The following is a 22409-nucleotide window of genomic DNA, read 5'->3' as shown; positions in this document are numbered from 1 at the left end:
AAAAATAATTCATAAATTGGTTCGATTCCCTTGCGCCCGCTTTCCGTTTCCTGTATAATATACCTATCGTTATTCTCTTGAAAAAATAACGCATAGGAGAACTGCACGAAATGAAAAGGAAAGAGGGATTTTATTATGAAGAAGAAGCTTATCGCAGGTCTGGTGGTAAGTGCTTTGGCAGTTTCTATGCTGGGTTGCGGAAGCAAACAGGCTGAGACAGACGCAGAGCCGGTGACCCTGAATGTATTTGCGGCAGCATCCATGACAGAGACTCTGACTGAGATTCAGGAGATGTATAAAGAGGCAGCTCCGAATGTAACGCTGGTATTCAACTTCGATTCTTCAGGAACTCTGAAGACACAGATTCAGGAAGGCGCTGACTGTGATATCTTCATTTCCGCAGCACAGAAGCAGATGAATCAGATCGATAAGGACGCAGATACGGAAGTGAATACGGAGGGCCTGGACTTCGTGCTGGAGGGAACCCGGGTGAACCTGCTGGAGAACAAGGTCGTTCTGGCAGTTCCGGATGGAAATCCGAAGGATATCCAGTCATTTGAGGATCTTGGCACAGACAAGCTTTCCCTGCTGGCCCTGGGTAACGAGGACGTTCCGGTAGGACAGTATTCCACAGAGATCCTGACGAATCTTGGTATTCTGGATAAGCTGGAAGCAGATGGAAAGATTACCTACGGTTCCAACGTAAAAGAGGTTACCACACAGGTATCTGAGGCGGCTGCAGACGCAGGTATCATCTATGCTACCGATGCATTCTCCGCAGAACTGACCGTTGTGGATCAGGCAGGAAGCGACCTGTGCAAGCAGGTTATCTATCCGGCGGCAGTTCTGAACATCTCTCAGACTCAGGAAGCAGCAAAGGAATTCCTTGCCTATCTGCAGACAGACGACTGCATGAAGGTATTCGAGGCAGTAGGCTTCACGGCAGCAGAATAAAAAGTAATAAGACAGGCCGGACGAAAATGGTCCGGCCTTCTGTGTTTCAGGAGGCTTTTATGGATTGGTTTCCCTTGTATAATTCCCTGCGTATCGCGCTGATTGCCAGTGTGATCGTATTCTTTACAGGCATTTTTGCAGCCTATTATATCGCAAAGCTTCATCCGGTGGTGAAGGGCGTGCTGGACGTGGTGCTGACCCTGCCGCTGGTATTGCCGCCGACGGTGGTTGGCTACTTCATCCTGCTTCTGATGGGACCGAGACGCCCCTTCGGAGCCTGGTTTCTGGAGACCTTTGGCACCAAACTTATCATGACCTGGTATTCGGGCATCTTTGCGGCGGCGGTGGTGGCCTTCCCGCTCATGTATCGGACGGCCCGGGGCGCTTTTGAGAGCTTTGACGAGACCCTGGCTTATTCCGGTCAGACCCTGGGACTGTCCAATACCTTTATTTTCTGGCGTATCCGCATGCCGGCCTGCAGACAGGGAATTCTGGCGGGCACGGTACTGGCCTTTGCCAGGGCTCTCGGCGAGTACGGAGCCACCAGCATGGTGGCGGGCTATACCCCCGGCAAGACCGCAACCATTTCCACCACAGTCTATCAGATGTGGAGGACAAACAATGACGCCCTTGCCTTCAAATGGGTTCTGGTCAATGTGGTCATTTCCGCAGTGGTTCTGCTGGCGGTAAATCTGCTGGAGAAGAGCGGGCGGGCATCCAGCACAGGCACAAAACGAAAGGCCGGGAGGTAGAGCAGATGTCATTGTATGTGGATATCAGAAAAAAGCTGGGGAATTTCACCCTGGAGACTCAGTTTGAGGCGGCTGAAGGTGTGACGGGTATTCTGGGTGCTTCCGGTTGCGGAAAAAGTATGACACTTCGGTGTATTGCGGGGATTGTGAAACCGGATGAAGGCCATATTGAGCTGGACGGTAAGGTGCTCTTTGACGCAAGAAAGAAAATCAATCTGCGGCCCCAGGAACGTCATGTGGGCTTGCTGTTTCAGAATTATGCATTGTTTCCGAATATGACGGTGCGGCAGAATCTGATGGCGGGTCTGATGGCAGAGAAACAGGACAAAAGGGCAGCCGAGGCGAAGATTCGGGAAATGTTGGAGAAGTTTGAGCTGGTGGGCCTTGAAAAGCATAAGCCGGCAGAGCTGTCAGGAGGCCAGCAGCAGCGTGTGGCCCTGGCGCGTATCTTCCTGTCCAGTCCGAAGATGCTGATGCTGGACGAGCCTTTTTCAGCATTGGACGGTTATCTGAGGTGGAATCTGGAACAGGAGCTCCTGGAGACTCTGAAAGATTTCGACGGACCGACCCTGTTTGTATCCCACAGCCGGGACGAGGTCTATCGGATCTGTGACAGGGTCTGCGTCATGGAGCACGGTTCCTCCAGCCCGGTGATTCCGGTAAAACAGCTTTTTGAAGCACCGGAGTCCAGAGCGGCAGCCCTGCTTTCGGGCTGCAAGAACTTCGCCCGGGCGGAGGTGAAGGAGGCGGCCGCAGCGGACAAGCCGGGCCGCGTCTATGTGCAGGACTGGGGTGAGACGCTTGCCTTTGCCAAGGAGTCAACGGCGGAAGTGAACTATGTGGGCGTCCGCAGTCATTATATCTATCCGGTGACCGGAGAAGAGGCAGCGGCGAAGCCGGAGAATACCTTCCGATGTCAGATAGAGAAGGTCATCGATGATGTATTTTCTACCGTTATCATGATGAAACCGGTAAATGCGGTGGAATCCGAGGAGAGTCGGAAAAACCATTTTGGCATCCTGCGAGTGGAAACCACCAAGGAATTCTGGCGGGAGTTTTGGCAAAAGGAATGCGCGGGCAGAGAAAATCCGCAGAAGGATATCTGGGTGTATATGGATCCGACGGATGTGATGGTGCTGAGATAGAGTAGTTGAGGAGATAGAAAAATGTCGAAGAGCGGACGGGCTTTACCCGCCGATCTTCGACATTTCTTTCATTTCTGTTACGGTCTGAATCCTTTCAAAGCAATGGGCCGCGGGCTTCTGCTGGATGGCCTGCTGTAAAAGTTTTTTCACGTCCCCGGGACTTCCGGTCCGAAGGGCATTTTTTATGGAAATAGAGTCGCTGTAGCAGAGACAGGGCTTCACCTCTCCTGTGGCGGTCAGCCGGATCCGGTTGCAGCTTTGGCAAAACTTCCCATGAATGGCGCTGATAAAGCCAAGGCTGCCGGTAAAGCCGTCGATCTGATAATAGCGGGCCGGACCGTTGCCGTGAGTACGGGGATCCGGAGAAATATGTTCCGTGCCATAATGGGCGCGCAGACGCTCCAGAACCTCAGGATTGGAGACGGGCTCCATCCCTTTGCCGTGTCCGATGGGCATCAGTTCTATGAAGCGGACGTCAATGGGGGAAACCTTGGCTAATTCGGCCAGGGCGATACATTCCATATCGTTGACACCCCGCTGCAGCACGGCGTTGATTTTCACAGGAATACCGCGGCTTTCCATGGCGCGGATACCCTCCAGGACCTTTGGAAGCTGATCAAAACCGGTAATCCGGGCAAATTTCAGGGGATCCAGGGTATCCAGACTGATATTCACAGCGTGCAGGCCCTGACGGCGAAGCTCATCCGCGAAATCAGAAAGCAGGATGCCGTTGGTGGTCAGAGTTACCTGTTCGATGCCGGGAATGGCGTTCAGCATACCGATGAGCTCGGTACAGCCCTTACGGACCAGAGGTTCTCCGCCGGTGACCTTGATTTTACGAATCCCCAGAGTGGCAGCCTGACGACAGGCTTCTGTAATTTCTTCCAGTGTCAGAATCTCGTCCATGGGAAGCCATTCGATGCCGTCCGGCATACAGTAGCGGCAGCGCAGATTACACCGGTCGGTGATGGAGACACGTATATAGTCAATGTTCCGTCCGTATTGGTCTTTCATAGGTTACTCCGCCTTTCTCACAAAATCGCCGCTTTTTCCGCCGCTTTTTCGGCAGAGATGGATATCTGTCATTTCCATGCTTTTATCTACAGCCTTGCACATATCATAGACGGTCAGGAGAGCCACCTGAACGCCGGTCAGAGCCTCCATTTCCACGCCGGTTTTTCCGGTGGTACGGACGGTACAGGACGCCCGGACAGAAGAGGTCTCTTCCTCCAGCGAGAAGCTGATTTCCACCTTTGTCAGATTCAGAAGATGGCAGAGGGGAATCAGCTCGGAGGTCTTCTTGGCACCCATGATTCCGGCCACCCGGGCTACGCCTAATACGTCGCCTTTGCCCATTTCCCCTTCCTTTACTTTTTCAAAACATTCTCGGTTCATGGAGATGCGGCCTTCGGCCACAGCCTCTCTGGCAGTCTCGGCCTTGGCGCTTACATCCACCATGATTGCTTCTCCCTGCCGGTTGAAATGTGTAAATTCACTCATGATCTATCATAACAAACCCAATCATCTAAGGTCAGATTTGCTTTTCCTTTCTTTCTTATTATTTGCCCGTGTTCCCAGGGCATTCGGAGATCCCTTCATACGGCCCAGAACGAAATATTTACATTCTTGCCCGCTGTACGCAGATGTTCCATCAGTTCTTCTACCGTTTTTGTCTTGGTCTCCGCTGTAATCTCCGATCCTGTATAGGCCTCGTTATAGGCGTTTCCGAAGAAAATGTTGATGTCGGTAGCCCAGGTGAAAAGAAGAGCCCCAAGCTGTGCCGCCCCATCCCTCCGCTGCAGCATCTCATGGAAGCTCAACCGATCCTCCCGGAAATCCTCGCAGTACTCCACCAGCCGCTCCAGGGTCAGCAGACCTTCGGTGACCAGATCTGCGCCGGGCAGCCGCATCAGGGATGGAATGTCATCCACGGCGGAGCCTTCAATGGTGGTCAGAGTCTGCTTCAGATACCGGGCTGCGATCTTCGCAGTGGTACCGCCGCAGATTACATGCTTTCCCTCTTTTTTCCAGAAGTTATCCATGTAAGAGGTATCGTCCTCAGAGGTGTGGGGCGGGCCGATCATCAGATTGACGGTCTGCTTTTTGCAGAAGCGCAGAGCCAGTACTGTCAGGTCATCATCGGTCTCGTCCATATTCAGGGCCAGGCCCGCGTAGGCGATATCTACGGCCATTTCCTGGGCGCTCATGCCCGGGCGGTACTTCTTTTGACAGAAGCGCAAGACTTCGTTGCGGCCCCAGCCGCCGTCGGTGGTCTTGCCCATGCCTGCATTGGTGACGCCGTCTGACATGAGGATCAGCATGTCGTCCTCCCGGAGGTCAAAGGTACTCTCATGGATGACTTTTTCCTTCAGGGTAAAGGTGGAATAGGGATAGGCCGTTACCTTACCATTTCGAATCAGAATGGCGTCCGGATTGTCAAACTGATAGAGCAGAGCCTGCCGTCCCCTGATATCCAGAACGGTAAAGGTGGAATAGGCCAGATGCCGGACACTGCACACAGGCAGTGTATCAGCCACTGCGGCCACCGCGTCATAGATGGGCAGCTTTTTGATAATCATATGACTGAGCATCCGGGCAGTCAGAGTGGAGAGGATGTTGGCCTTGACGCCGCTTCCCAGTCCGTCGGACAGCACCAGTACATGGTCGGAATCATTTTCCATAATATCAAAAAAATCGCCGCAGATGGTTTCCCGTTTTTTATTCAGGCTGATCCAGCCGAAATCCGTCACCAGTCCGTCGAAAGACACATTCAGCCGGTAATTTCCGTCTTTATTCATCGCGGTCTTCATCCTCCCTGAGAATGGTGCGCTTCAGCTGTTCCACGGCCACTTTGGTGTCTGCGGCTGTCTCGCCCAGGAGGCTTGCGATCTGATGCACCAGTTTTAACTGTTCGGAGGCCAGCTTGTCAGCCATGGCGGCTGCGTTATGCTGGGCCTTCCGGATACGCTGCTTTTCCTCGATTTCCTTTGTGATATCCTTCATGACACAGAGAATCAGCTGATTCTTCCGGTCGTTAGCTAACGTGCGTTCCAGATAGAGATCCCGGTCCTCCAGATAAATCTGGTCATGGGACATATTTTTGTCGAAGGAAATCATATTGACCATGGTGTAATCATCCATCAGATCGGACACGGTCTCCCCGATCAGTGCGCGCTTATGAAGCGGATCAAACAGATCCTTTGCGGCCTGATTCATATGAATGACTTTTAGTTGATAATCCACCGTCACCAGGATACCGGGCATCACATTGATGATTTTGTTGGAATAGCTCTCTTGACGCTCCCGCATGAAGGGAACGCACATGGAGATCTCGGCCTTACCGGCCAGCACGGCCTTTGCCTTTTCCCTGCAGGTATTATAGCCGCAGGCCCCGCAGTTCAGCTCGTCCTCAGGCGCGAATTTTCCCATCTGGGCCAGTACCTTTTTGATATCTTCTTCGGATACTTCCGTTTCCTGCTGCCGCAGTATGAAGGTGTCATAGTGGCGGCTGATATCGGTTAGGGCCTGTGCCGAAAAGTCGTCCCGTTTATAATTGGAAATGCCCTTGTACAGGGACGCGTTCTGCAGACGAATCAGTCCGTGGAGCAGCCCGGTCCTGGTCCGGCGGAAGGAAGGACCGCCGATGCAGCCGTTGGGACAGGCGTTCAGCTCCAGAAAGCAGTTGGAATAGCTCTTTGGATCCGTCATAAATTCATTCAGAATCTGCTTGCAGCTGTCGATGCCGCAGGCGGGAAGATAGCGCTGGTGAGGCGAAGGATGCATAGCCATGGTGAAACCGCCGGACATGGCCATAATGCGGGAAAGCCGGATATCCCGCTCCGCGTCCGGAGACGCGTTTGCCGGGGCGGCCACCTGTACCTGAACAGCAGCCAGCCATTCCTGCAGCTCGCTGAAGGTGATGACATAATCCACATAGTTGTCCGCCTCCCGCATCTGGGCCAGACCGGAGATACAGGGGGAGACAGAGAGAATCCGCGCGTCGGGATACCGGATTTTCAGGTAGCGGGCATGGGCCTGCATCACGGAAAGAACCGGGGCCAGATAGGGCACCAGGTCCGGATAACGCTTCTGAATCAGCTGGACGATGACCGGGCAGTTGGAAGAAATGGTGGGCGTGTCCTGGGCCCGTTCCTCCACCAGATTTTCGTAAGCTGTCTTGACCAGATACGCTCCGGCTGCCGCGTCAAAGGCGTCGGAGAGACCCAGCTTCTTCAGAGCTTCTGTCAAAGCCGGGAGACTGTCGGTTCCGAATTCCGCCACGTAGGCCGGGTGAAGGGACGCGATGACCTGGCCGCCGCCCCGGATAAAGTCGTGTATCTTCGGAATCATGTTCAGTTCCTCTTTGGCATTCTGGGGACAGACTAGAGTACATTTTTCACAGAGAATGCACTGATCCTCCAGAATCTGAGCCTGGTGGTTGATGACCCGGATGGCCTTGACCGGACAGTTCCGGACACATTTATAACAGTTTTTACAGTGTACTTTTTTGAATCTTAAAAATGAGGTATCAGCATATACGGTCGACATGTGAAAACCTGCCTTTCCGGTGTAATATAGCGTAAAAAGAAAATTCAGCCCTCGGGTTCCGGGCCCGCGAACAGCTTCATGCGATCCCGCCTTGCCGCGCAGACCAGAGTTAATCCGTACTCCTTTGCCAGTTCGATGGCCTCCGCCGTAGGCGAAGCCTTGCTGGAGAGAATCGGGATCTCGGCCCGGATGGCTTTCATGGCCATGTCCGTGGGAATCCGGCCGCTGGAGTAGACCATACATTCCGTGAGCGGTATTTCATGGCGCAGGGCGTAACCGATGGCTTTGTCCAGGGCATTGTGGCGGCCGATGTCCTCGCACTGGAACAGAAGCGCCCCATCCTTCGCCAGAAAGCAGCTGTGGGTGGCGAAAGTCTGTCTGTGGAGAGACATGCCCGCATGGAAACGGTCGGCCAGATCAAAGATCTGGGAAGCCTTCCAGGGAATGGGGGTCACCGGCTTCACTTCCTTCTGTGTCAGAAAATAGTCGTTTAAAATGTGATTGCCGGTGCAGCAGGATGGAGTGGTTTCGGTAAAGGACTCCTGAGAAGCGCCGCCATCCAAAGCAACACGTCCTGCCTGCGGATGGCTGTCGGCCACGGTGGCTTGCAGCGTCTCATTTTCACTCTTATTTCCACGCAGCATCACCCGTGCCCGCAGCCCGTGTTCACAGATATAGATCTGCTCCACATCTTTCACAGTTTCAATGATGCCTTCCGTCAGCAGCCGCCCAAGTACCAGCTCCGTCAGAAACTGAGGAATGCAGATGAGCTTCATGGTCAGCCGATCGTTGATATAGACGTCGATGACATGCTCCTCCAGTACAGGTTCGGAATCTGTATGGTGTTCGCCTTCACGGCCAATATAGGTATAAGTCTCCTGGGAAAGAAGTGGAAGATCGTGATATTGTTCATTGATATACATGGAACAGAGTCTCCTCCTCGAATAGCCAACGGCATTGATTACCTATATTATACATGTGTATACAAGCCCTGTCAAACACGGGATTGTGAAAAAATACTATAAAATATGAAAAATAATTCGTCTAATTTGTAACAAGTGTTGATCTACGGACAGAGATCGGGTACCATAGAGACAGAGAAACTGCGGACGGCCGGGGTAACGACGAAGGAATGCCGCAGCAAATGGAGGAAAGTTCGGATGGGAAAGATCATCGCAGTAAACGTCAGTGAAAAGAAGGGAACGCAGAAGAAAAACGTGCATTCCGCAAAGCTCATAGAGGACTGGGGCATCGAAAATGACGCCCACGCAGGCAAATGGCACCGTCAGGTGAGCCTGTTGTCCTATGAAAAGATCGAAGAATTTAAAGCCAAGGGAGCGCCGGTGGACGAGGGCGCTTTCGGGGAGAATCTGATCGTTCAGGGTATCGACCTGAAGCACCTGCCCGTCGGCACCCGTCTTCAGTGCGGCGACGTGCTTCTGGAGGTGACCCAGATCGGAAAGCAGTGCCACAGCGGCTGCGAGATTTATAAGATTATGGGAGACTGCATTATGCCGCGGGAGGGCATTTTTTCAAAGGTACTGAAGGGAGGCGTCATTTCCGAAGGGGACGGAATCCATGTGGTGAAACGGCCCATGAGGGCGGCGGTACTGACCTCCAGTGATTCCGGCTACGCAGGAGAACGGGAGGATTTAAGCGGTCCCGCCATCAAAACAATGCTGGAAGAAAACGGATACGAAGTGGTCCATACAGTTCTCCTGCCGGATGACCGGGAGATGCTGGCAAAAGAAATGGCGCGCATTGCAGATGAGCATGTGGCAGAGCTTCTGCTGACCACCGGCGGTACGGGCTTTTCCCCGAGAGACTGTATGCCGGAGGCAACCATGGATATTGCGGAGCGGATGGTGCCGGGCATTCCCGAAGCCATGCGGGCTTACAGCATGACCATTACCCCCAGGGCCATGCTGAGCCGGGCGGCGGCCTGTATCCGGAAGAGTACTCTGATTATTAATCTGCCGGGCAGTCCGAAGGCTGTGAAAGAGTCCTTAGGTTATATTCTGCCTTCTCTGGAGCACGGCCTGGAGATTCTGACAGGAGAGGCCACCAACTGTGCCGGAAAATAAGTGCCCGGGGGAAGGCGTTTCCATGGTAGTGCTGGCCGGGGGAAAGAGTAGCCGCATGGGAAGAGACAAGTGTGATCTGAAGATAGAAAAAAGCACGTTCCTGGAATGGCAGATCGAAAAGGGCAGAAAGCTTGGTATCACGGATATTCAGGTGTCCGGCTATCACGGGGAAGCCTGCAGTGTTCCGGTGACGCCGGACCGGTTTCCGGGAAAAGGGCCCTTGGGCGGCCTGGAAAGCTGTTTCCGACGTGCGCGGGAAGAACGGGTGTTGGTGCTGGGGGTGGATATGCCGCTGCTCCCGGCAGAGGAATTAAAAAGACTGCTCGAAAAAGGCCGGGAGAAGACGAAGCGGGCGATGATTCTGGCGCATCAGGGAAAAGAGGAGCCGATGGCCGGGATCTATGACCGGGATCTGGCCGACGAGATGCTGACAGAGATCCGGGAGCGGAAGGGGTCGGTCTTCGCATTTCTGAACCGGCTCGGTTATGACCTGTACGAGAGCAGTGCTCCGGAGGCATACTTCGCCAATATCAACTGTCCGGAGGATTACAAAAAACACATTGAAAATACAGGAAGTTAGTCATTTTTAACCGATGTGTTTTATAAAACAGGACGAATGCACAAAAACGATAAAAAACTAACGAAGAAATTTGTTGATTTTACACAAATATAGCTGTATACTGGAACTAACAGAGTTGTTCAAGTTTTATATTTGGGTAAGAATAAAGTAAGGAGGGTAAATATAGTATGCTTGATCAGTCCTATTACACAAAAGCGGATGAGATCATGGATCAGTACGGCAGAAAGCCGGCTTCACTGATTCCGATTATGCAGGAGATTCAGGGAGCTTACCGTTATCTGCCCGGAGAGCTGCTGAGCTACGTGGCAGACAGGATCGGGGTGACGGAGGCCAAGGCTTTCAGCGTGGCTACGTTCTATGAAAATTTTTCTTTCGACGCAAAAGGAAAGTATGTCATCAAGGTATGTGATGGAACAGCCTGTCATGTGCGTAAATCTATGCCGGTGCTGGAAGCCCTGTACGCAAAGCTGGGCTTAAGCAAGACCAAGAAGACCACAGACGACATGATGTTTACGGTGGAGACCGTATCCTGCCTGGGCGCCTGCGGACTTGCGCCCACCATGATGGTAAATGAAGATGTCTATCCCTGTATGACGCCGGAAAAGGCGGCAGCAGTGATTGACCAGTTAAGAGGAGGTGCCGGAATTGATCCAGAATAAAGAACAGTTACAGCAGCTTCACGAGGAAGCAGTGAAAGAACTTAATTCCTATGACTGCCGGATTCTTGTCTGTTCCGGTACAGGCTGTATCGCCACCGGTTCTAATAAGATCTATGAGAAATTTCTGGAGATTACCAAGGACGCGCCGGGCGTGACCCTGGAGTTCGCCCCCCACGACGAAAAGGAGCATCTGGGCGTAAAGAAGACCGGCTGTCAGGGCGTCTGCGAGCTGGGACCTCTGGTCCGGATCCAGAAAGGTCAGGACGTGGTTCAGTACGTGAAGGTACAGCTGGATGACTGTGCCGAGATTTTTGAAAAGAGCGTTCTGGGCAATGAAGTGGTGGAACGTCTGCTGTATCAGAAGGGCGGAAAGGTCTGCAAAGGGCCGGACGATATTCCGTTCATCGCGAAGCAGACCCGTATCGTACTGAAGAACTGTGGTAAGTTCGATGCGGAATCCTTAAGAGAATACATAGCCAGCGGTGGCTTTGCGGCCCTTCAGAAAGCCATGTTTGAGATGACGCCGGATCAGGTCATCGAGGAAGTGGATCAGTCCGGACTGCGTGGCCGTGGAGGCGGCGGCTTCCCGGCAGGCAAGAAGTGGATTCAGGTGGCCCGTCAGGCCGACCCGGTTCACTATGTGGTATGTAACGGCGACGAGGGCGACCCCGGAGCGTTCATGGACGGATCCGTTATGGAAGGCGATCCCTACCGCCTGATCGAAGGCATGATGCTGGCAGCTTACGCCGTACGCGCGGAGAACGGTTATATCTACGTGCGTGCCGAGTATCCGAATTCCGTAGCGAGACTGAAGCACGCCATTGCCGTACTGGAGGAGAATGGCCTCTTAGGCGAGAATATCCTTGGCACCGGCTTTAATTTCCATATGCACATCAATAAGGGAGCGGGAGCTTTCGTATGCGGCGAGGGTTCTGCCCTGACAGCTTCCATCGAAGGAAGCCGCGGTATGCCCCGTGTAAAACCGCCCCGTACGGTAGAACAAGGACTGTGGGCGAAACCCACGGTTCTGAATAACGTAGAGACCTATGCCAATGTTCCGGAGATCATTCTGAAGGGCCATGAGTGGTATCGCAGCATCGGTACGGAAGGGTCACCGGGAACCAAGACCTTCTCCCTGACTGGAAGTATCGAGAACACAGGCCTGATCGAAGTTCCCATGGGAACTACCCTACGCGAAATTATTTTCGATATCGGCGGCGGTCTGAAGTCCGGCGCGGCTTTCAAGGCAGTGCAGATCGGCGGACCCTCCGGCGGCTGTCTGACCGAGAAGCATCTGGATGTGCCCCTGGATTTCGACTCTGTGAAGAAATATGGCGCTATTGTGGGCTCCGGCGGACTGGTTGTTATGGATGAGAATACCTGTATGGTAGAGGTCGCCCGCTTCTTCATGGGCTTCACCCAGAGAGAGTCCTGCGGAAAATGCGGTCCCTGTCGTATCGGAACCAAGCGTATGCTGGAGCTGCTGGAGAAGATCGTAGATGGTAAGGGCGAGATGGAAGATCTGGAGAAGCTGGAAGAGCTGGGCCATTTTGTAAAAGACCGCTCCCTGTGCGGCCTGGGAAAGAGCGCGCCCCTTCCGGTGCTCAGTACCATTCAGAACTTCCGGGACGAATACGTCGAGCACATCGTAGACAAGAAGTGCGCGGCTCACGTATGTAAGTCCATGCGCGTATACGAGATCGATCCTGACAAGTGCAAGGGCTGTACCAAGTGTGCCCGCAACTGTCCGGTGAACGCCATTACCGGCGAGCGGAAAGCGCCTCATGTCATTGATAATTCCAAATGTATCAAGTGCGGAACCTGTCTGGAAAACTGCGCCTTTGATGCGGTCGTTTTGAAATAGAATTACTGTGAACCTAGTGAACAGTAATAAGAGGAGGATGGATATGATTCATTTGACGATAGATGGAATCCCTGTAGAGGTGGAGAAGGGTACCACGATTCTGCAGGCCGCCAAGCAGATAGGCGTAAAGATTCCGACCCTTTGTTATCTGGAAAATGTACTGCCCGATGGTTCCTGCCGCCTTTGTGTCGTGGAAGTAACCAACAATGGCAGAACAAAGTTTGATACGGCCTGTACCTTACGCTGCTCCGAGGGCGATGAAGTACAGACCATGTCAGAAAAGGTGGTAAAATACAGAAAAGAGACCCTGGATCTGCTGCTGTCCGATCACCGGGTACACTGCTTCTCCTGTGAAGCCAACGGCGACTGCAAGCTGCAGGATTACTGCTTCGAGTACGGCGTAGAGAAGACCAGCTTCCCGGGCGAGATGAATAACGCGCCCATTGATGACACAAACAAGTTCTTCACCTACGATCCAAGCCTGTGTATCTTATGCCACAGATGTGTAAATACCTGTAAAGAGATCGTGGGCCGTGGAGCCATTGATACCATGAACCGCGGGTTCCAGTCTGTGATTGGCGCTCATTATAAGAATACCTGGAATGAGGGTATCTGCGAGTCTTGCGGTAACTGCGTACAGGCATGTCCCACCGGCGCCCTGACCATGAAGCGCAGAAAGAAATACCGTCCCTACCAGATCGACAAAAAAGTACTGACCACCTGTCCCCATTGCGCGACCGGCTGCCAGTATTATGTACTGGTGAAGGATGGCAAGGTAGTAGATACAGAGGCCTATAACGGCCCCTCCAATAAGGGACTGCTCTGCGTCAAGGGACGCAGCGGAAGCTTTGACTTTGCCCAGTCTCCGGAGCGTATCAAGTACCCGTTGATCAAAAACCATGAGACCGGAGAATTTGAGCGGGCTACCTGGGATGAGGCACTGGATCTGGTGGCTTCCAAATTCATGGAGATCAAGAAGCAGTACGGTCCGGATTCCCTGGCCGGTTTTGCCTGCTCCAGATCCCCCAACGAGGATATCTACATGGTGCAGAAGATGGTTCGTACCTGCTTTGGCACCAATAATACCGATAACTGTGCCCGTGTCTGCCACTCCGCATCCGTAGCGGGTCTGTATATGACCCTTGGATCCGGCGCCATGACCAATCCCATCGAGGATATCACCAAGAATGCGGACGTCATCATGCTGGTCGGCTCCAACCCCGAGGAGGCTCATCCGGTAGTCGGCATGCAGATCCGCCAGGCGGTGAAGAGAGGCTGCAAGCTCATCGTCGTAGACCCGCGTGATATCGGACTGGCAAAGAAAGCAGATATCCATCTGAAATTAAAGCCGGGTACCAACGTAGCTTTTGCGAACGGTATCATGCATGTCATTATCGAGGAAGGTCTGCAGGATGACAAGTTCATTGCAGAGCGTACCGAGGGTTATGATAAGATCAAAGAAATCGTAAAGGATTATACACCGGAGAAGGTAGCCGAAATCTGCCACATCGATCCGGATGATTTGAGAAAAGCAGCGATCATGTACGCAAAGGCTGACCGCGCTCCCATCATCTACTGTCTGGGTGTCACCGAGCATTCCACTGGTACCGAGGGCGTTATGTCCATGTCCAATATGGCCATGCTGGTGGGCAAGCTGGGCCGTCCGGGCTGCGGCGTGAACCCGCTCCGTGGACAGAACAACGTACAGGGAGCCTGCGATATGGGTGCTTCCCCCACAGATTTCCCGGGTTACCAGAAGGTTACCGCGCCCGGCGTAGTGGAGAAGTTTGAAAAAGCCTGGGGCGTTCCGCTGAACCATAATGTGGGAACCCACGCAACCGACGTATTCCCCAAGGCGATCACCAAGGAGATCCGCGGCCTGTATATTTACGGCGAGGATCCTGTGGTTACCGACCCGGATACCTCCCATATTATCAAGGCTCTGAAGAGCCTGGACTTCTTCGTATTACAGGAACTCTTTATGACAGAGACCGCTCAGTACGCAGATGTCATTCTGCCGGGCGTCAGCTACCTGGAGAAGGAAGGAACCTTCACCAATACGGAGCGCCGTGTGCAGAGAGTTCGTAAGGCCATCACCGTACCGGGCGAGATGCGTCTGGATACAGATATCATCATCGACCTGATGAACCGTATGGGTTATCCGCAGCCCCACCTGACCTCCGCAGAAATCATGGACGAAATCGCTTCCGTGACACCCAGCTTCGGCGGCATCAGCCATGCTCGCCTGGACAGTGAAGAGGTGGGAGGCAAAGGCTTACAGTGGCCCTGCCCGACCAAGGATCACCCGGGCACCCCGATCATGCATGTGGGCAAATTCAGCAGAGGCCTTGGCTGGTTCTATCCGGCTGAGTATGTACCTTCCGCAGAGCTTCCGGACGAGGAGTACCCGATCATCCTGATGACCGGACGTATCCTGTACCATTACACCACCCGCGCCATGACCGGTAAGACTCCGGAGCTCATGGAGATTGAGGGACACTCCTTTATCGAGATGAACATTGTGGACGCAGAGAAGCTGGGAATCAAGAACGGAGACCGGGTTCGCGTATCCTCCAGACGAGGCAGCATCGAGTCCACAGCCCGCGTGGGTACCAAGACCTCCCCGGGCGAGAGCTGGATGCCCTTCCACTTCCCGGATGGCAACGCAAACTGGCTGACCAACGCAGCTCTGGATAAATACGCAAGAATTCCGGAGTACAAGGTTTGCGCGATTAAGATTGAGAAAGCATAAGGTTTTATAGAAATGTACCAGAGACGGGCCGGGCAGCGGAAGCTGCCTGGCCCGTTTTGGGCCTGAGGGCCGGAAAACTCGAATTCCTGCTTTCAAATGCGCCATATTTATGCTATAGTAATAAACAGTGTTGAAATACGCGGAGCCTTTGCTCCGGCCAGAGGAGAGAAAAAGTTATGCCCATAAAAGTACAGAGCGATTTGCCCGTAAGAGCTATCCTGGAACAGGAAAATATTTTCGTCATGGATGAGACCCGGGCATTGAATCAGAATATCCGTCCGTTGAAGATAGGCATCCTGAACTTGATGCCCTTAAAGGAGGATACAGAGCTTCAAATCTTACGTTCCCTGTCCAATACGCCGCTGCAGCTGGATATTACCTTTATTACCGTCAGCAGCCATGAGTCCAAAAATACGGCACAGAGCCATATCAATAAGTTTTACGAGCCTTTCTGCGAGATAAAGAAGCGCCGCTTCGACGGCCTGATCATCACCGGAGCGCCGGTGGAGCAGATGGAATTTGAAGAGGTAGACTACTGGGATGAGCTGGTCGAGATTATGGACTGGGCCGACGCCCATGTTACCTCCACCTTCTTTATCTGCTGGGGAGCCCAGGCAGCCATGTACCATTTCTATGGCCTGAAGAAGCGTCTGTTGCCCCAGAAGCTGTTCGGTCTTTACCGCCACAAAGTAGAGAACCGCAAAGAACCCCTGGTGCGCGGCTTCGATGACGAGTTTTACGCGCCCCATTCCAGACATACGACGGTGGACGCGGAAGAAATCCGCGCCTGCAAAGAGCTGACCGTTCTGGCAGAATCCGATGAGGCCGGCGTCTTTATCGCCATGGCAGAGGAAGGCCGCAAGATCTTTGTGTTCGGGCACCCGGAGTATGACCGCCTGACTCTGGAGAAGGAGTATATGCGGGACAAGAACAAGGGCCTGGATATCCAGATGCCCAAAAACTATTTCCCGGGCGATGACAGCAACAACCGTCCGATCCTGATGTGGAGAGCCCATGCCAACACCCTGTATACCAACTGGATCAATTACTACGTATACCAGAATACCCCGTATGAGTGGGACGATGAAGAATAAGGGAATATGATAAAAAGAAAGAAGCGGATTTGTCTGGTGGTTACGCTGTTCAGCCTGGCCCTGGTGCTGGTCTGCATGGTGGTAAATCAGAAAACCGAACCCTATACAGAGGCGGAGATCGCCTTTTCTGTGGAGGAGAACTTCCTAAGTGAAAGTCAGGAGCTGACCTTGTCTGCGCCGGTGGAGGCGGACATTTATTATACCCTGGACGGAAGTACGCCCTCGAACGGCTCCACCAGGTACAGGTCGCCCATCCTTCTGGAGGCCGGGGAGGAAGTGCGGGGAATCCCGGTGCGGGCGGTGGCTTACTATGGAGACGGAAGTACCTCGGAGGTATGCACCAGAACCTATCTGACCGGAACAGATATCTCTGACCGGTTCAGCACTCTGGTGGTGGAAATTACCACAGATCCGGGAAATCTTTATGATTATGACAATGGCATTCTGGTGGCAGGCCGCCTGTGGGACGACTATCTGGCGGAGAACCCGGACGCAGAAGCCACAGACCGGACTCCGGCCAACTTCAATCTCCGGGGAGACGCTTCTGAGCGGTCGGCCAGCGTGGAGATGTGGACGCCGGATGGAAACCGGATAGTATCCCAGAATATGGGGATCAGAGTTCACGGGGGTACTTCCCGGGGTGCGGATATGAAGTCCCTGCGACTCATTGCCCGGAAGGAATACGGGGAGCGTCGGCTGAAGGCAGCCCTTTTTCCGGATCTGACCAGCGAACAGACCGGCAGTGTCATTGAGAGCTATAAGAGGGTTCTGCTTCGCAACCATGGCAATGATCAGGAATTCGCCTGTCTTCGCAATGAGCTCTGTCAGCGACTGGCAAAGGACGCGGGTTTTCCGGATACCCAGAGCTTTCGGGGAGCTGCTGTCTTTCTAAACGGCAGTTATTATGGCTTCGAGTGGCTGGAGGAGCTATACGACAGCAACTATCTCCATGAGCGTTACGGCACTAACGAGAGCCAGGGCAGCTGGGAGATCGTGACGCCTCATCGGGGGGCTGCCGATACGGCTTCAGAAGAAGAATTGGATATCCGGGCGGTGCAGGATATCAATTTGACATACGCATACCAGAATCTGGATCTGACCGACGACGGCCTGTTCCGTGAGCTGTCCGGACGGCTGGACATTGATAACTTCCTGCAGTACTGCGCTCTGGAAATCTATCTGTCCAATCCGGACTGGCCTGACAATAACTGCCGGGTCTATCGCTGGTATTCTGCCAATGAAAGCTACGCCGGAACTTATACCGACGGAAGATGGCGCTATGTGCTCTACGATATGGACATCTGTCTGGCCAGAACGGGTTCCTCAGAAGCGGACAATCCCACGCTGGGCGAGGTGCTGGGAGCCGTGGAGAGCAACTGGAACCGGAAAAGCTATCTGCTTCCGGCATTGCTGCGGCGTCAGGACATGCAGGAGCGTTTCACGGAGATCATGGAAGAGATGATGAACGGAGCTTTTTCCTATGAGCATGCTTCCGAAGTGCTGGATGGAATGGTGGAAGAGATGAATCCGGAGATCGAGTTCTATTTTCAGAAGGCAGAGGCAGAAGAGGAAGAAGAGGAGCTGACACCTGAGGCGGGCGCAGCGAAGCGGAAAGAACGTTATGAGGAGGAACTGGAGAAAATCAGGGAATTCTTAAGACTCCGTCCCCAGACCATGAGGGAGGAGTTGGAACGACTGCCGGAATATATACACATCTGGGAAGAACAGCGGGCAGAAGAACTACAGGAATAAAAAATAGAAAGAAAAACGAGCAGAAGGGCTTACTCACGGGGAGTCCCCTTCTGCTCGATTAATGTGGGAAGAGAGGCGTGAAAGATCAGCGATACATTGTCGATGAGCTGCTGCCGGTCTGTCACATATAGTTTTTCAAAAACAGCCATCAGAATACCGGATAAGGCGCCGGTATAGTAACATTCCAGAAACCTGTGGAAATCCTCGTCCAGGTAAAGCCCCAGCTTCTGCTCGGAAGCGCAGATGATGGAATCCACCAGTTGGGCAAAGTCCCGGTAGAAGAGATGCTTCATTTCGTCATGGCCGAAGTTGTGAAAAATGCAGTAGAGAAGCTGCTTGTTCTGTTCGATATAGTCGATGGCATAGGTCAGTGCCTGTTCATAATCCGTAGTCAGATCAAAGCTTAAAATCACCGACAGCAGATCCTGCTCCAGCATCCAACGCAGCAGGCCGTAGATGTCTTCAAAATGATAATAAAAGGTCTTGCGGTTCAGCCCGCAGTCCTCAATGATCTCCGTTACCGTGATCCGGGAAAAGGATTTGTGGGCCAGGAGCTTCTTGAGGGAGGCTGCCAGGGCCTTTTTTGTCTGCAGACTTTGTTCTTCGTGGGTCATGAACCATCCTCCTGCTTCAGCATTCCAGGGATGCTGACATTATTCTTACATTATAGTAAAACAGGAGGAAAAAAGCAAGAAAAGGGAGAAATTCTATGGACTTTTCCGGGAGGTTACACAAAAATGGGGATTTGATGATTTTATTTTCTTCTGGGATCTTTTAAAATGCTATACATTGGTCCGGCGTGGGCAGGCGTTGGCAGAAAAGGAAAAGAGGAAAAAGCATGAGAAAAAAACGAAAAACCGTCGATGGGGTGACAGCGGGCTTCCTGGGGCTGGCTGTCCTTATCAGTATCCGGATCGTAGGTTACTGCATGCCCTACGAGAGCCAGGAGCTTCATTATTCTGTGGAAGACAGTTTTTCCGGTGAGAATATTACTCTGGAGCTTTCCACCTTTATGCGGTCGGAGATATATTATACCCTGGACGGAAGTGAGCCGGATCGGGACGCGTTGTTGTATGAGGAGCCCATCCTTTTGGAGGCAGGATTTTTACGGAAAGGATGTGGACCAGAGATTCTCCACGGCTGTCGTTTCCGTATGGATCAACGGGGAGTATTACGGCTTTGAGTGGATGGAGGAGGTCTATGACGAACAGTATCTGGAGAGTCTGTATGGAACCCGGGAAAAGAAAGGGCACTGGGAGATCGCTGTCCCCTATAAGGGACAGGAGGACGGGGAGACGGAGAATGGGGATCTGACAGATGACGCTGTGTTTGGGGAACTGAAACAGAAGCTGGACGTGGAAAACTTTCTGGAATATTGTGCCATCGAGATGTATCTGGCGAATCCGGACTGGCCCTATAATAACTGCAAAGCATATCGCTGGTGTGCCGCTGATGACGCCTACGGGGAAGAAGGGGGAAGCATGAAAAGCATATGCTGCTTATTCGCCAGTTTTTCCGGGAGCGGCCCGTGGTTATGAGGGAAGAACTGGAAAATTTCAAAGAGATGGTGGACAACAGCGAAAAACGGGAGTATGATAGAAAAGGCGGTGTAAACGAGGGGAGCACATATGGCGTAAGCCGACTGGAGGATGAGTATTGAGAAAGAAATCACATATTTCACTGGCAAGGTACATTGTAAACGACATGAAGATTCCGGTTATGACCGAGCACAGAAAGGCCTTTTATCTGGGAAGTATCCTTCCCGACTGTAAGCCGTCCTTTCTGACCCAGCGGCATGAGTTTGACGGTACCTTCGACATGGTAAAGGAACGGATTCGTGTGTTATCGGAGGATTCTGATTTGATCGTGGAAAATGGACGGGTCTTTATGCGGCGTCTGGGTGAAGTGATTCATTATATTGCGGATTATTTTACCTATCCGCACAACTGCATTTACGAAGGAAATCTGAAGGACCATTGTGTATACGAAGAAGAGCTGAAGCTCAGACTTCGGGAGTATGTACGGAGCGGGGAAGCTTTCCGGGTGCGGATCGACGCGAAGAAGTTCCAGACGCCGGAAGCGGTCTGTTGCTTTATACGCAGAGCCCATGAGGAGTATCTGCAGATGAAACATGGCGTAAAAGAGGATTGTGAATACATTGTACGTGTCTGTCATCAGGTGGTGCAGGCGATCCTGAATCTGGTGAACCTGGCCCTGGGAGTGGAAATGCGAAAAGAAATGGGAAAACGGTTATGCCCTGCGGGGGTATAACCGTTTTTTCATGTAATAGGAAATTCCGTAGGAATTCCCTATTACATGAAAAGCCCTCCGGGCAGGAGCGCCCTGCGGCGGAGTGGAATGATGTCGCTAAAGCGACCCGACGCAGGCGGAAAATCCTGCAAAGCAGGATTCTATTTTCATAGGACGTCCAGCCCGGAGATATCTGAATCGATGACCAAAGAATAATTCGTATAGTAGACCACGAAGCCGGGCTTGGAACCGCCGGGCTTTTTCACATGTTTTTTCTGGACATAGTCGATTTCTACCTTGTCGCCGCCCCGGTTTTTTGAATACCAGGCAGCCAGCCGTCCGGCCTCCTCAAAGGTGCGGTCCGGAAGTTCCTTTCCTTCTGTCTTTACGATGACATGGGAGCCGGGCACGCCTTTGGCGTGGAACCACCAGTCATTGCCGGAGGCGAATTGGAAGGTCAGTTCTTCGTTCTGCAGGTTATTCTTCCCCACATAGATGTCAAATCCGTCGCTGGAACGGTAGTGGTAGGGCTTTGAAGTGATGCGGACCTTCTTGCCGCCGCCCTTCCGGCGGATATAGCCGGCTTCTATGAGCTCTTCCTTGATCTGCACCAGATCCTCTTCGGTCAGAGCCATATCGAGAGCCGTCTGGACGGATTCCAGATGGGTTACCTCGTCGCCGGTTTCCTGAAGAAGTCCGGTCACCGCCTCAAAGGTGCGCTTCAGCTTTCCGTATTTGTCGAAATACTTTTTGGCATTCTCCTGGGCAGACAGGGTAGGATCCAGCGGTATGGTTATGGTTTCGTTAGTGTAATAGTTCAAAGCTTCCATGGAACGGGCCCCTTCGGGTACGTCGTAGCCGTAAGTATGAATGAGCTCGCCCCAGATCTTATACTTTTCCCGTTTTTTAGTATCAGCTAACTGGCGGCTCTGGAGATCGTACTTTTTCCGGCTGCGCTCCAGGGCCGTCTGGACGATACGCCGCAGATCCGCAGACTTCTGATGGATCCGGGTCAATGTATTCTTTGTGGCGTAATACTGTTCCAGAATCCCGGACATGGAATCGGACCGGGTCTGCTCCAGATCCTCATACAGGGTGAGGGGAAGGGCGGAGAATTCTATGGGTTCTTTCCCTTTGTAATAGATGGTGGGCGCAAAGCTGCCCTCCCGGATACTTTCCATGAGACGCAGTAGCTGGTGGGCCAGCATGGTCTGCTCCGTATCGCCCAGAGCCGCCGCAGGACGGCCGGCATCCAGAGAAGAGCGGTAGCACAGTTCCTCCGCCATGACCGGAGAGAAGCCGGTGAGGGTGGTGTAAATGGCCTTTCCAAGAGTCACAGGCTTCCGGCAGATGGCCGTCACCATGGCCTCCGGTTCCGTGGTCAGCGGATCCAGCTTGTCCTGGGTATGCGGAATAAAGTAGGATCTTCCGGGCAGCACCTCCCGGACGGAGCTGACCGCCAGAGACACATGCTTGATGCTGTCCAGGATGGTACCGTCCTCCTTACAGAAGATGAGATTACTGTGCTTTCCCATGAGCTCCGCGATGAGGGTTTTCCGGCACAGGTCGCCCATCTCGTCCAGGTGCTCGATTTCAAAATGAAGAATCCGCTCCAGAGAGGGCTGGGTCACCGTCGTGATCCGCCCGCCTCCCAGGTGCTTGCGAAGGAGCATACAGAAGCCCGGTGCGGTCATGGGCGCAGGTTTGTTAGTTTCCGTCAGATAAATCAGAGGCAGACTGGCCGACGCGGAAAGCAGAAGCCGGTACTGGGCTCCGTTATTTTTTATAGTAAGCAAAAGCTCGTCAGACTCGGACTGAACGATCTTTGTAATCCGTCCCCCCGTCAGCCGGTCCGCAAGCTCCTTTCGAAGACAGGATACAGCGATGCCGTCAAAAGCCATGATGTCAGAACTCCTTTCCATATAACAAAGATCAAACCGCCAAAAATAGCGGCTTTTGTAATAGTATACTTGAC

At 52.9% G+C, this 22409-nt stretch carries 21 protein-coding genes; 14 read left to right on the top strand and 7 right to left on the bottom strand.

The window, feature by feature from the left end:
* The first annotated feature begins 135 nt into the window (after positions 1 to 135).
* Genes modA through H8S44_RS06515 form a run of 3 tightly spaced genes read left to right on the top strand, consistent with a single transcriptional unit; the run spans position 136 to position 2851 of the window.
* Entirely contained in the window at positions 136 to 954 is an 819-nt protein-coding gene (modA, locus tag H8S44_RS06525) for a molybdate ABC transporter substrate-binding protein (protein WP_186871782.1), read from the top strand.
* A gap of 59 nt (positions 955 to 1013) precedes the next feature.
* On the top strand, positions 1014 to 1706 hold the full coding sequence (modB, locus tag H8S44_RS06520; protein WP_186871781.1) for a molybdate ABC transporter permease subunit: 693 nt from the start codon (positions 1014 to 1016) through the stop codon (positions 1704 to 1706).
* A 5-nt stretch (positions 1707 to 1711) separates the two neighbouring features.
* Positions 1712 to 2851: a sulfate/molybdate ABC transporter ATP-binding protein gene (locus H8S44_RS06515; RefSeq protein ID WP_186871780.1), complete on the top strand. Its 1140-nt coding sequence runs from the start codon at positions 1712 to 1714 to the stop codon at positions 2849 to 2851.
* A gap of 42 nt (positions 2852 to 2893) precedes the next feature.
* Here the strand turns inward: H8S44_RS06515 and moaA are convergent, their stop codons facing one another.
* The 5 genes from moaA to fdhD form a co-directional block, all read right to left on the bottom strand.
* Positions 2894 to 3865 (bottom strand): GTP 3',8-cyclase MoaA, encoded by a 972-nt coding sequence (moaA, locus tag H8S44_RS06510; RefSeq protein ID WP_186871779.1) that lies wholly within the window; start codon positions 3863 to 3865, stop codon positions 2894 to 2896.
* Between the two features lie 3 nt (positions 3866 to 3868).
* Positions 3869 to 4351, bottom strand: coding sequence for a cyclic pyranopterin monophosphate synthase MoaC (gene moaC / locus H8S44_RS06505; RefSeq protein ID WP_186871778.1), 483 nt, complete (start codon positions 4349 to 4351; stop codon positions 3869 to 3871).
* 95 nt (positions 4352 to 4446) lie between these two features.
* Complete coding sequence (locus tag H8S44_RS06500; RefSeq protein ID WP_207724092.1) at positions 4447 to 5649, bottom strand: SpoIIE family protein phosphatase; 1203 nt, start codon at positions 5647 to 5649, stop codon at positions 4447 to 4449.
* On the bottom strand, positions 5642 to 7399 hold the full coding sequence (locus H8S44_RS06495; protein ID WP_186871777.1) for a [Fe-Fe] hydrogenase large subunit C-terminal domain-containing protein: 1758 nt from the start codon (positions 7397 to 7399) through the stop codon (positions 5642 to 5644). Before H8S44_RS06495 ends, H8S44_RS06500 begins: the two co-directional genes overlap by 8 nt.
* A 44-nt stretch (positions 7400 to 7443) precedes the next feature.
* A complete protein-coding gene (fdhD, locus tag H8S44_RS06490) occupies positions 7444 to 8322 on the bottom strand; it encodes a formate dehydrogenase accessory sulfurtransferase FdhD (protein WP_207724091.1) in 879 nt (292 codons plus the stop codon).
* A 237-nt stretch (positions 8323 to 8559) separates the two neighbouring features.
* Between fdhD and H8S44_RS06485 the strand changes: the two genes are divergently transcribed.
* The 7 genes from H8S44_RS06485 to H8S44_RS06455 all read left to right on the top strand — a co-directional run bounded on the left by H8S44_RS06485 (position 8560) and on the right by H8S44_RS06455 (position 18184).
* Positions 8560 to 9483 (top strand): MOSC domain-containing protein, encoded by a 924-nt coding sequence (locus tag H8S44_RS06485; RefSeq protein ID WP_186871776.1) that lies wholly within the window; start codon positions 8560 to 8562, stop codon positions 9481 to 9483.
* Positions 9470 to 10063, top strand: coding sequence for a molybdenum cofactor guanylyltransferase (gene mobA / locus H8S44_RS06480; RefSeq protein ID WP_186871775.1), 594 nt, complete (start codon positions 9470 to 9472; stop codon positions 10061 to 10063). Before H8S44_RS06485 ends, mobA begins: the two co-directional genes overlap by 14 nt.
* Positions 10064 to 10230: 167 nt before the next feature.
* Positions 10231 to 10722: a complex I 24 kDa subunit family protein gene (locus H8S44_RS06475; protein WP_186871774.1), complete on the top strand. Its 492-nt coding sequence runs from the start codon at positions 10231 to 10233 to the stop codon at positions 10720 to 10722.
* The gene (locus H8S44_RS06470; protein WP_186871773.1) at positions 10709 to 12586 is read left to right on the top strand and encodes an NADH-quinone oxidoreductase subunit NuoF; all 1878 of its coding nucleotides are present in this window, start codon (positions 10709 to 10711) and stop codon (positions 12584 to 12586) included. Before H8S44_RS06475 ends, H8S44_RS06470 begins: the two co-directional genes overlap by 14 nt.
* 43 nt (positions 12587 to 12629) lie before the next feature.
* Positions 12630 to 15338, top strand: coding sequence for a formate dehydrogenase subunit alpha (gene fdhF, locus H8S44_RS06465; RefSeq protein ID WP_186871772.1), 2709 nt, complete (start codon positions 12630 to 12632; stop codon positions 15336 to 15338).
* Positions 15339 to 15514: 176 nt separating this feature from the next.
* The gene (gene metA / locus H8S44_RS06460) at positions 15515 to 16432 is read left to right on the top strand and encodes a homoserine O-acetyltransferase MetA (protein WP_186871771.1); all 918 of its coding nucleotides are present in this window, start codon (positions 15515 to 15517) and stop codon (positions 16430 to 16432) included.
* A gap of 6 nt (positions 16433 to 16438) precedes the next feature.
* Positions 16439 to 18184 (top strand): CotH kinase family protein, encoded by a 1746-nt coding sequence (locus H8S44_RS06455; protein WP_186871770.1) that lies wholly within the window; start codon positions 16439 to 16441, stop codon positions 18182 to 18184.
* A 29-nt stretch (positions 18185 to 18213) separates the two neighbouring features.
* Here H8S44_RS06455 and H8S44_RS06450 read toward each other — a convergent pair whose 3' ends face one another.
* Positions 18214 to 18798, bottom strand: coding sequence for a TetR family transcriptional regulator (locus H8S44_RS06450; RefSeq protein ID WP_186871769.1), 585 nt, complete (start codon positions 18796 to 18798; stop codon positions 18214 to 18216).
* Between the two features lie 224 nt (positions 18799 to 19022).
* Between H8S44_RS06450 and H8S44_RS06445 the strand changes: the two genes are divergently transcribed.
* The 4 genes from H8S44_RS06445 to H8S44_RS06435 are packed head-to-tail and all read left to right on the top strand — an operon-like array spanning position 19023 to position 20455.
* Positions 19023 to 19367: an FN3 associated domain-containing protein gene (locus tag H8S44_RS06445; RefSeq protein WP_186871768.1), complete on the top strand. Its 345-nt coding sequence runs from the start codon at positions 19023 to 19025 to the stop codon at positions 19365 to 19367.
* Positions 19303 to 19722 (top strand): CotH family protein, encoded by a 420-nt coding sequence (locus H8S44_RS06440; protein WP_186871767.1) that lies wholly within the window; start codon positions 19303 to 19305, stop codon positions 19720 to 19722. Before H8S44_RS06445 ends, H8S44_RS06440 begins: the two co-directional genes overlap by 65 nt.
* A complete protein-coding gene (locus H8S44_RS16590; protein ID WP_279288085.1) occupies positions 19719 to 19844 on the top strand; it encodes a hypothetical protein in 126 nt (41 codons plus the stop codon). The genes H8S44_RS06440 and H8S44_RS16590 overlap by 4 nt, the downstream gene beginning before the upstream one ends.
* Positions 19841 to 20455, top strand: coding sequence for a zinc dependent phospholipase C family protein (locus H8S44_RS06435; protein WP_186871766.1), 615 nt, complete (start codon positions 19841 to 19843; stop codon positions 20453 to 20455). Before H8S44_RS16590 ends, H8S44_RS06435 begins: the two co-directional genes overlap by 4 nt.
* A 146-nt stretch (positions 20456 to 20601) precedes the next feature.
* On the opposite strand, the gene H8S44_RS06430 is transcribed toward H8S44_RS06435, so the two are convergent.
* Positions 20602 to 22335, bottom strand: a complete 1734-nt coding sequence (locus tag H8S44_RS06430; RefSeq protein ID WP_186871765.1) for an Rqc2 family fibronectin-binding protein — start codon at positions 22333 to 22335, stop codon at positions 20602 to 20604.
* Positions 22336 to 22409: the final 74 nt, after the last annotated feature.

It is taken from the genome of Anaerosacchariphilus hominis (genome assembly GCF_014290175.1).
Classification (GTDB): Bacteria; Bacillota; Clostridia; order Lachnospirales; family Lachnospiraceae; genus Laedolimicola; species Laedolimicola hominis.
This window is presented reverse-complemented; position numbering and strand designations above follow the sequence as displayed.

Excerpts from the sequence above, each read along its gene's own strand:
- modA (WP_186871782.1), top strand. The coding sequence starts at position 136 with ATGAAGAAGAAGCTTATCGCAGGTCTGGTGGTAAGTGCTTTGGCAGTT.
- modB (WP_186871781.1), top strand. The coding sequence starts at position 1,014 with ATGGATTGGTTTCCCTTGTATAATTCCCTGCGTATCGCGCTGATTGCC.
- H8S44_RS06515 (WP_186871780.1), top strand. The coding sequence starts at position 1,712 with ATGTCATTGTATGTGGATATCAGAAAAAAGCTGGGGAATTTCACCCTG.
- moaA (WP_186871779.1), bottom strand. The coding sequence starts at position 3,865 with ATGAAAGACCAATACGGACGGAACATTGACTATATACGTGTCTCCATC.
- moaC (WP_186871778.1), bottom strand. The coding sequence starts at position 4,351 with ATGAGTGAATTTACACATTTCAACCGGCAGGGAGAAGCAATCATGGTG.
- H8S44_RS06500 (WP_207724092.1), bottom strand. The coding sequence starts at position 5,649 with ATGAATAAAGACGGAAATTACCGGCTGAATGTGTCTTTCGACGGACTG.
- H8S44_RS06495 (WP_186871777.1), bottom strand. The coding sequence starts at position 7,399 with ATGTCGACCGTATATGCTGATACCTCATTTTTAAGATTCAAAAAAGTA.
- fdhD (WP_207724091.1), bottom strand. The coding sequence starts at position 8,322 with ATGTATATCAATGAACAATATCACGATCTTCCACTTCTTTCCCAGGAG.
- H8S44_RS06485 (WP_186871776.1), top strand. The coding sequence starts at position 8,560 with ATGGGAAAGATCATCGCAGTAAACGTCAGTGAAAAGAAGGGAACGCAG.
- H8S44_RS06475 (WP_186871774.1), top strand. The coding sequence starts at position 10,231 with ATGCTTGATCAGTCCTATTACACAAAAGCGGATGAGATCATGGATCAG.
- fdhF (WP_186871772.1), top strand. The coding sequence starts at position 12,630 with ATGATTCATTTGACGATAGATGGAATCCCTGTAGAGGTGGAGAAGGGT.
- metA (WP_186871771.1), top strand. The coding sequence starts at position 15,515 with ATGCCCATAAAAGTACAGAGCGATTTGCCCGTAAGAGCTATCCTGGAA.
- H8S44_RS06455 (WP_186871770.1), top strand. The coding sequence starts at position 16,439 with ATGATAAAAAGAAAGAAGCGGATTTGTCTGGTGGTTACGCTGTTCAGC.
- H8S44_RS06450 (WP_186871769.1), bottom strand. The coding sequence starts at position 18,798 with ATGACCCACGAAGAACAAAGTCTGCAGACAAAAAAGGCCCTGGCAGCC.
- H8S44_RS06445 (WP_186871768.1), top strand. The coding sequence starts at position 19,023 with ATGAGAAAAAAACGAAAAACCGTCGATGGGGTGACAGCGGGCTTCCTG.
- H8S44_RS16590 (WP_279288085.1), top strand. The coding sequence starts at position 19,719 with ATGAGGGAAGAACTGGAAAATTTCAAAGAGATGGTGGACAACAGCGAA.
- H8S44_RS06430 (WP_186871765.1), bottom strand. The coding sequence starts at position 22,335 with ATGGCTTTTGACGGCATCGCTGTATCCTGTCTTCGAAAGGAGCTTGCG.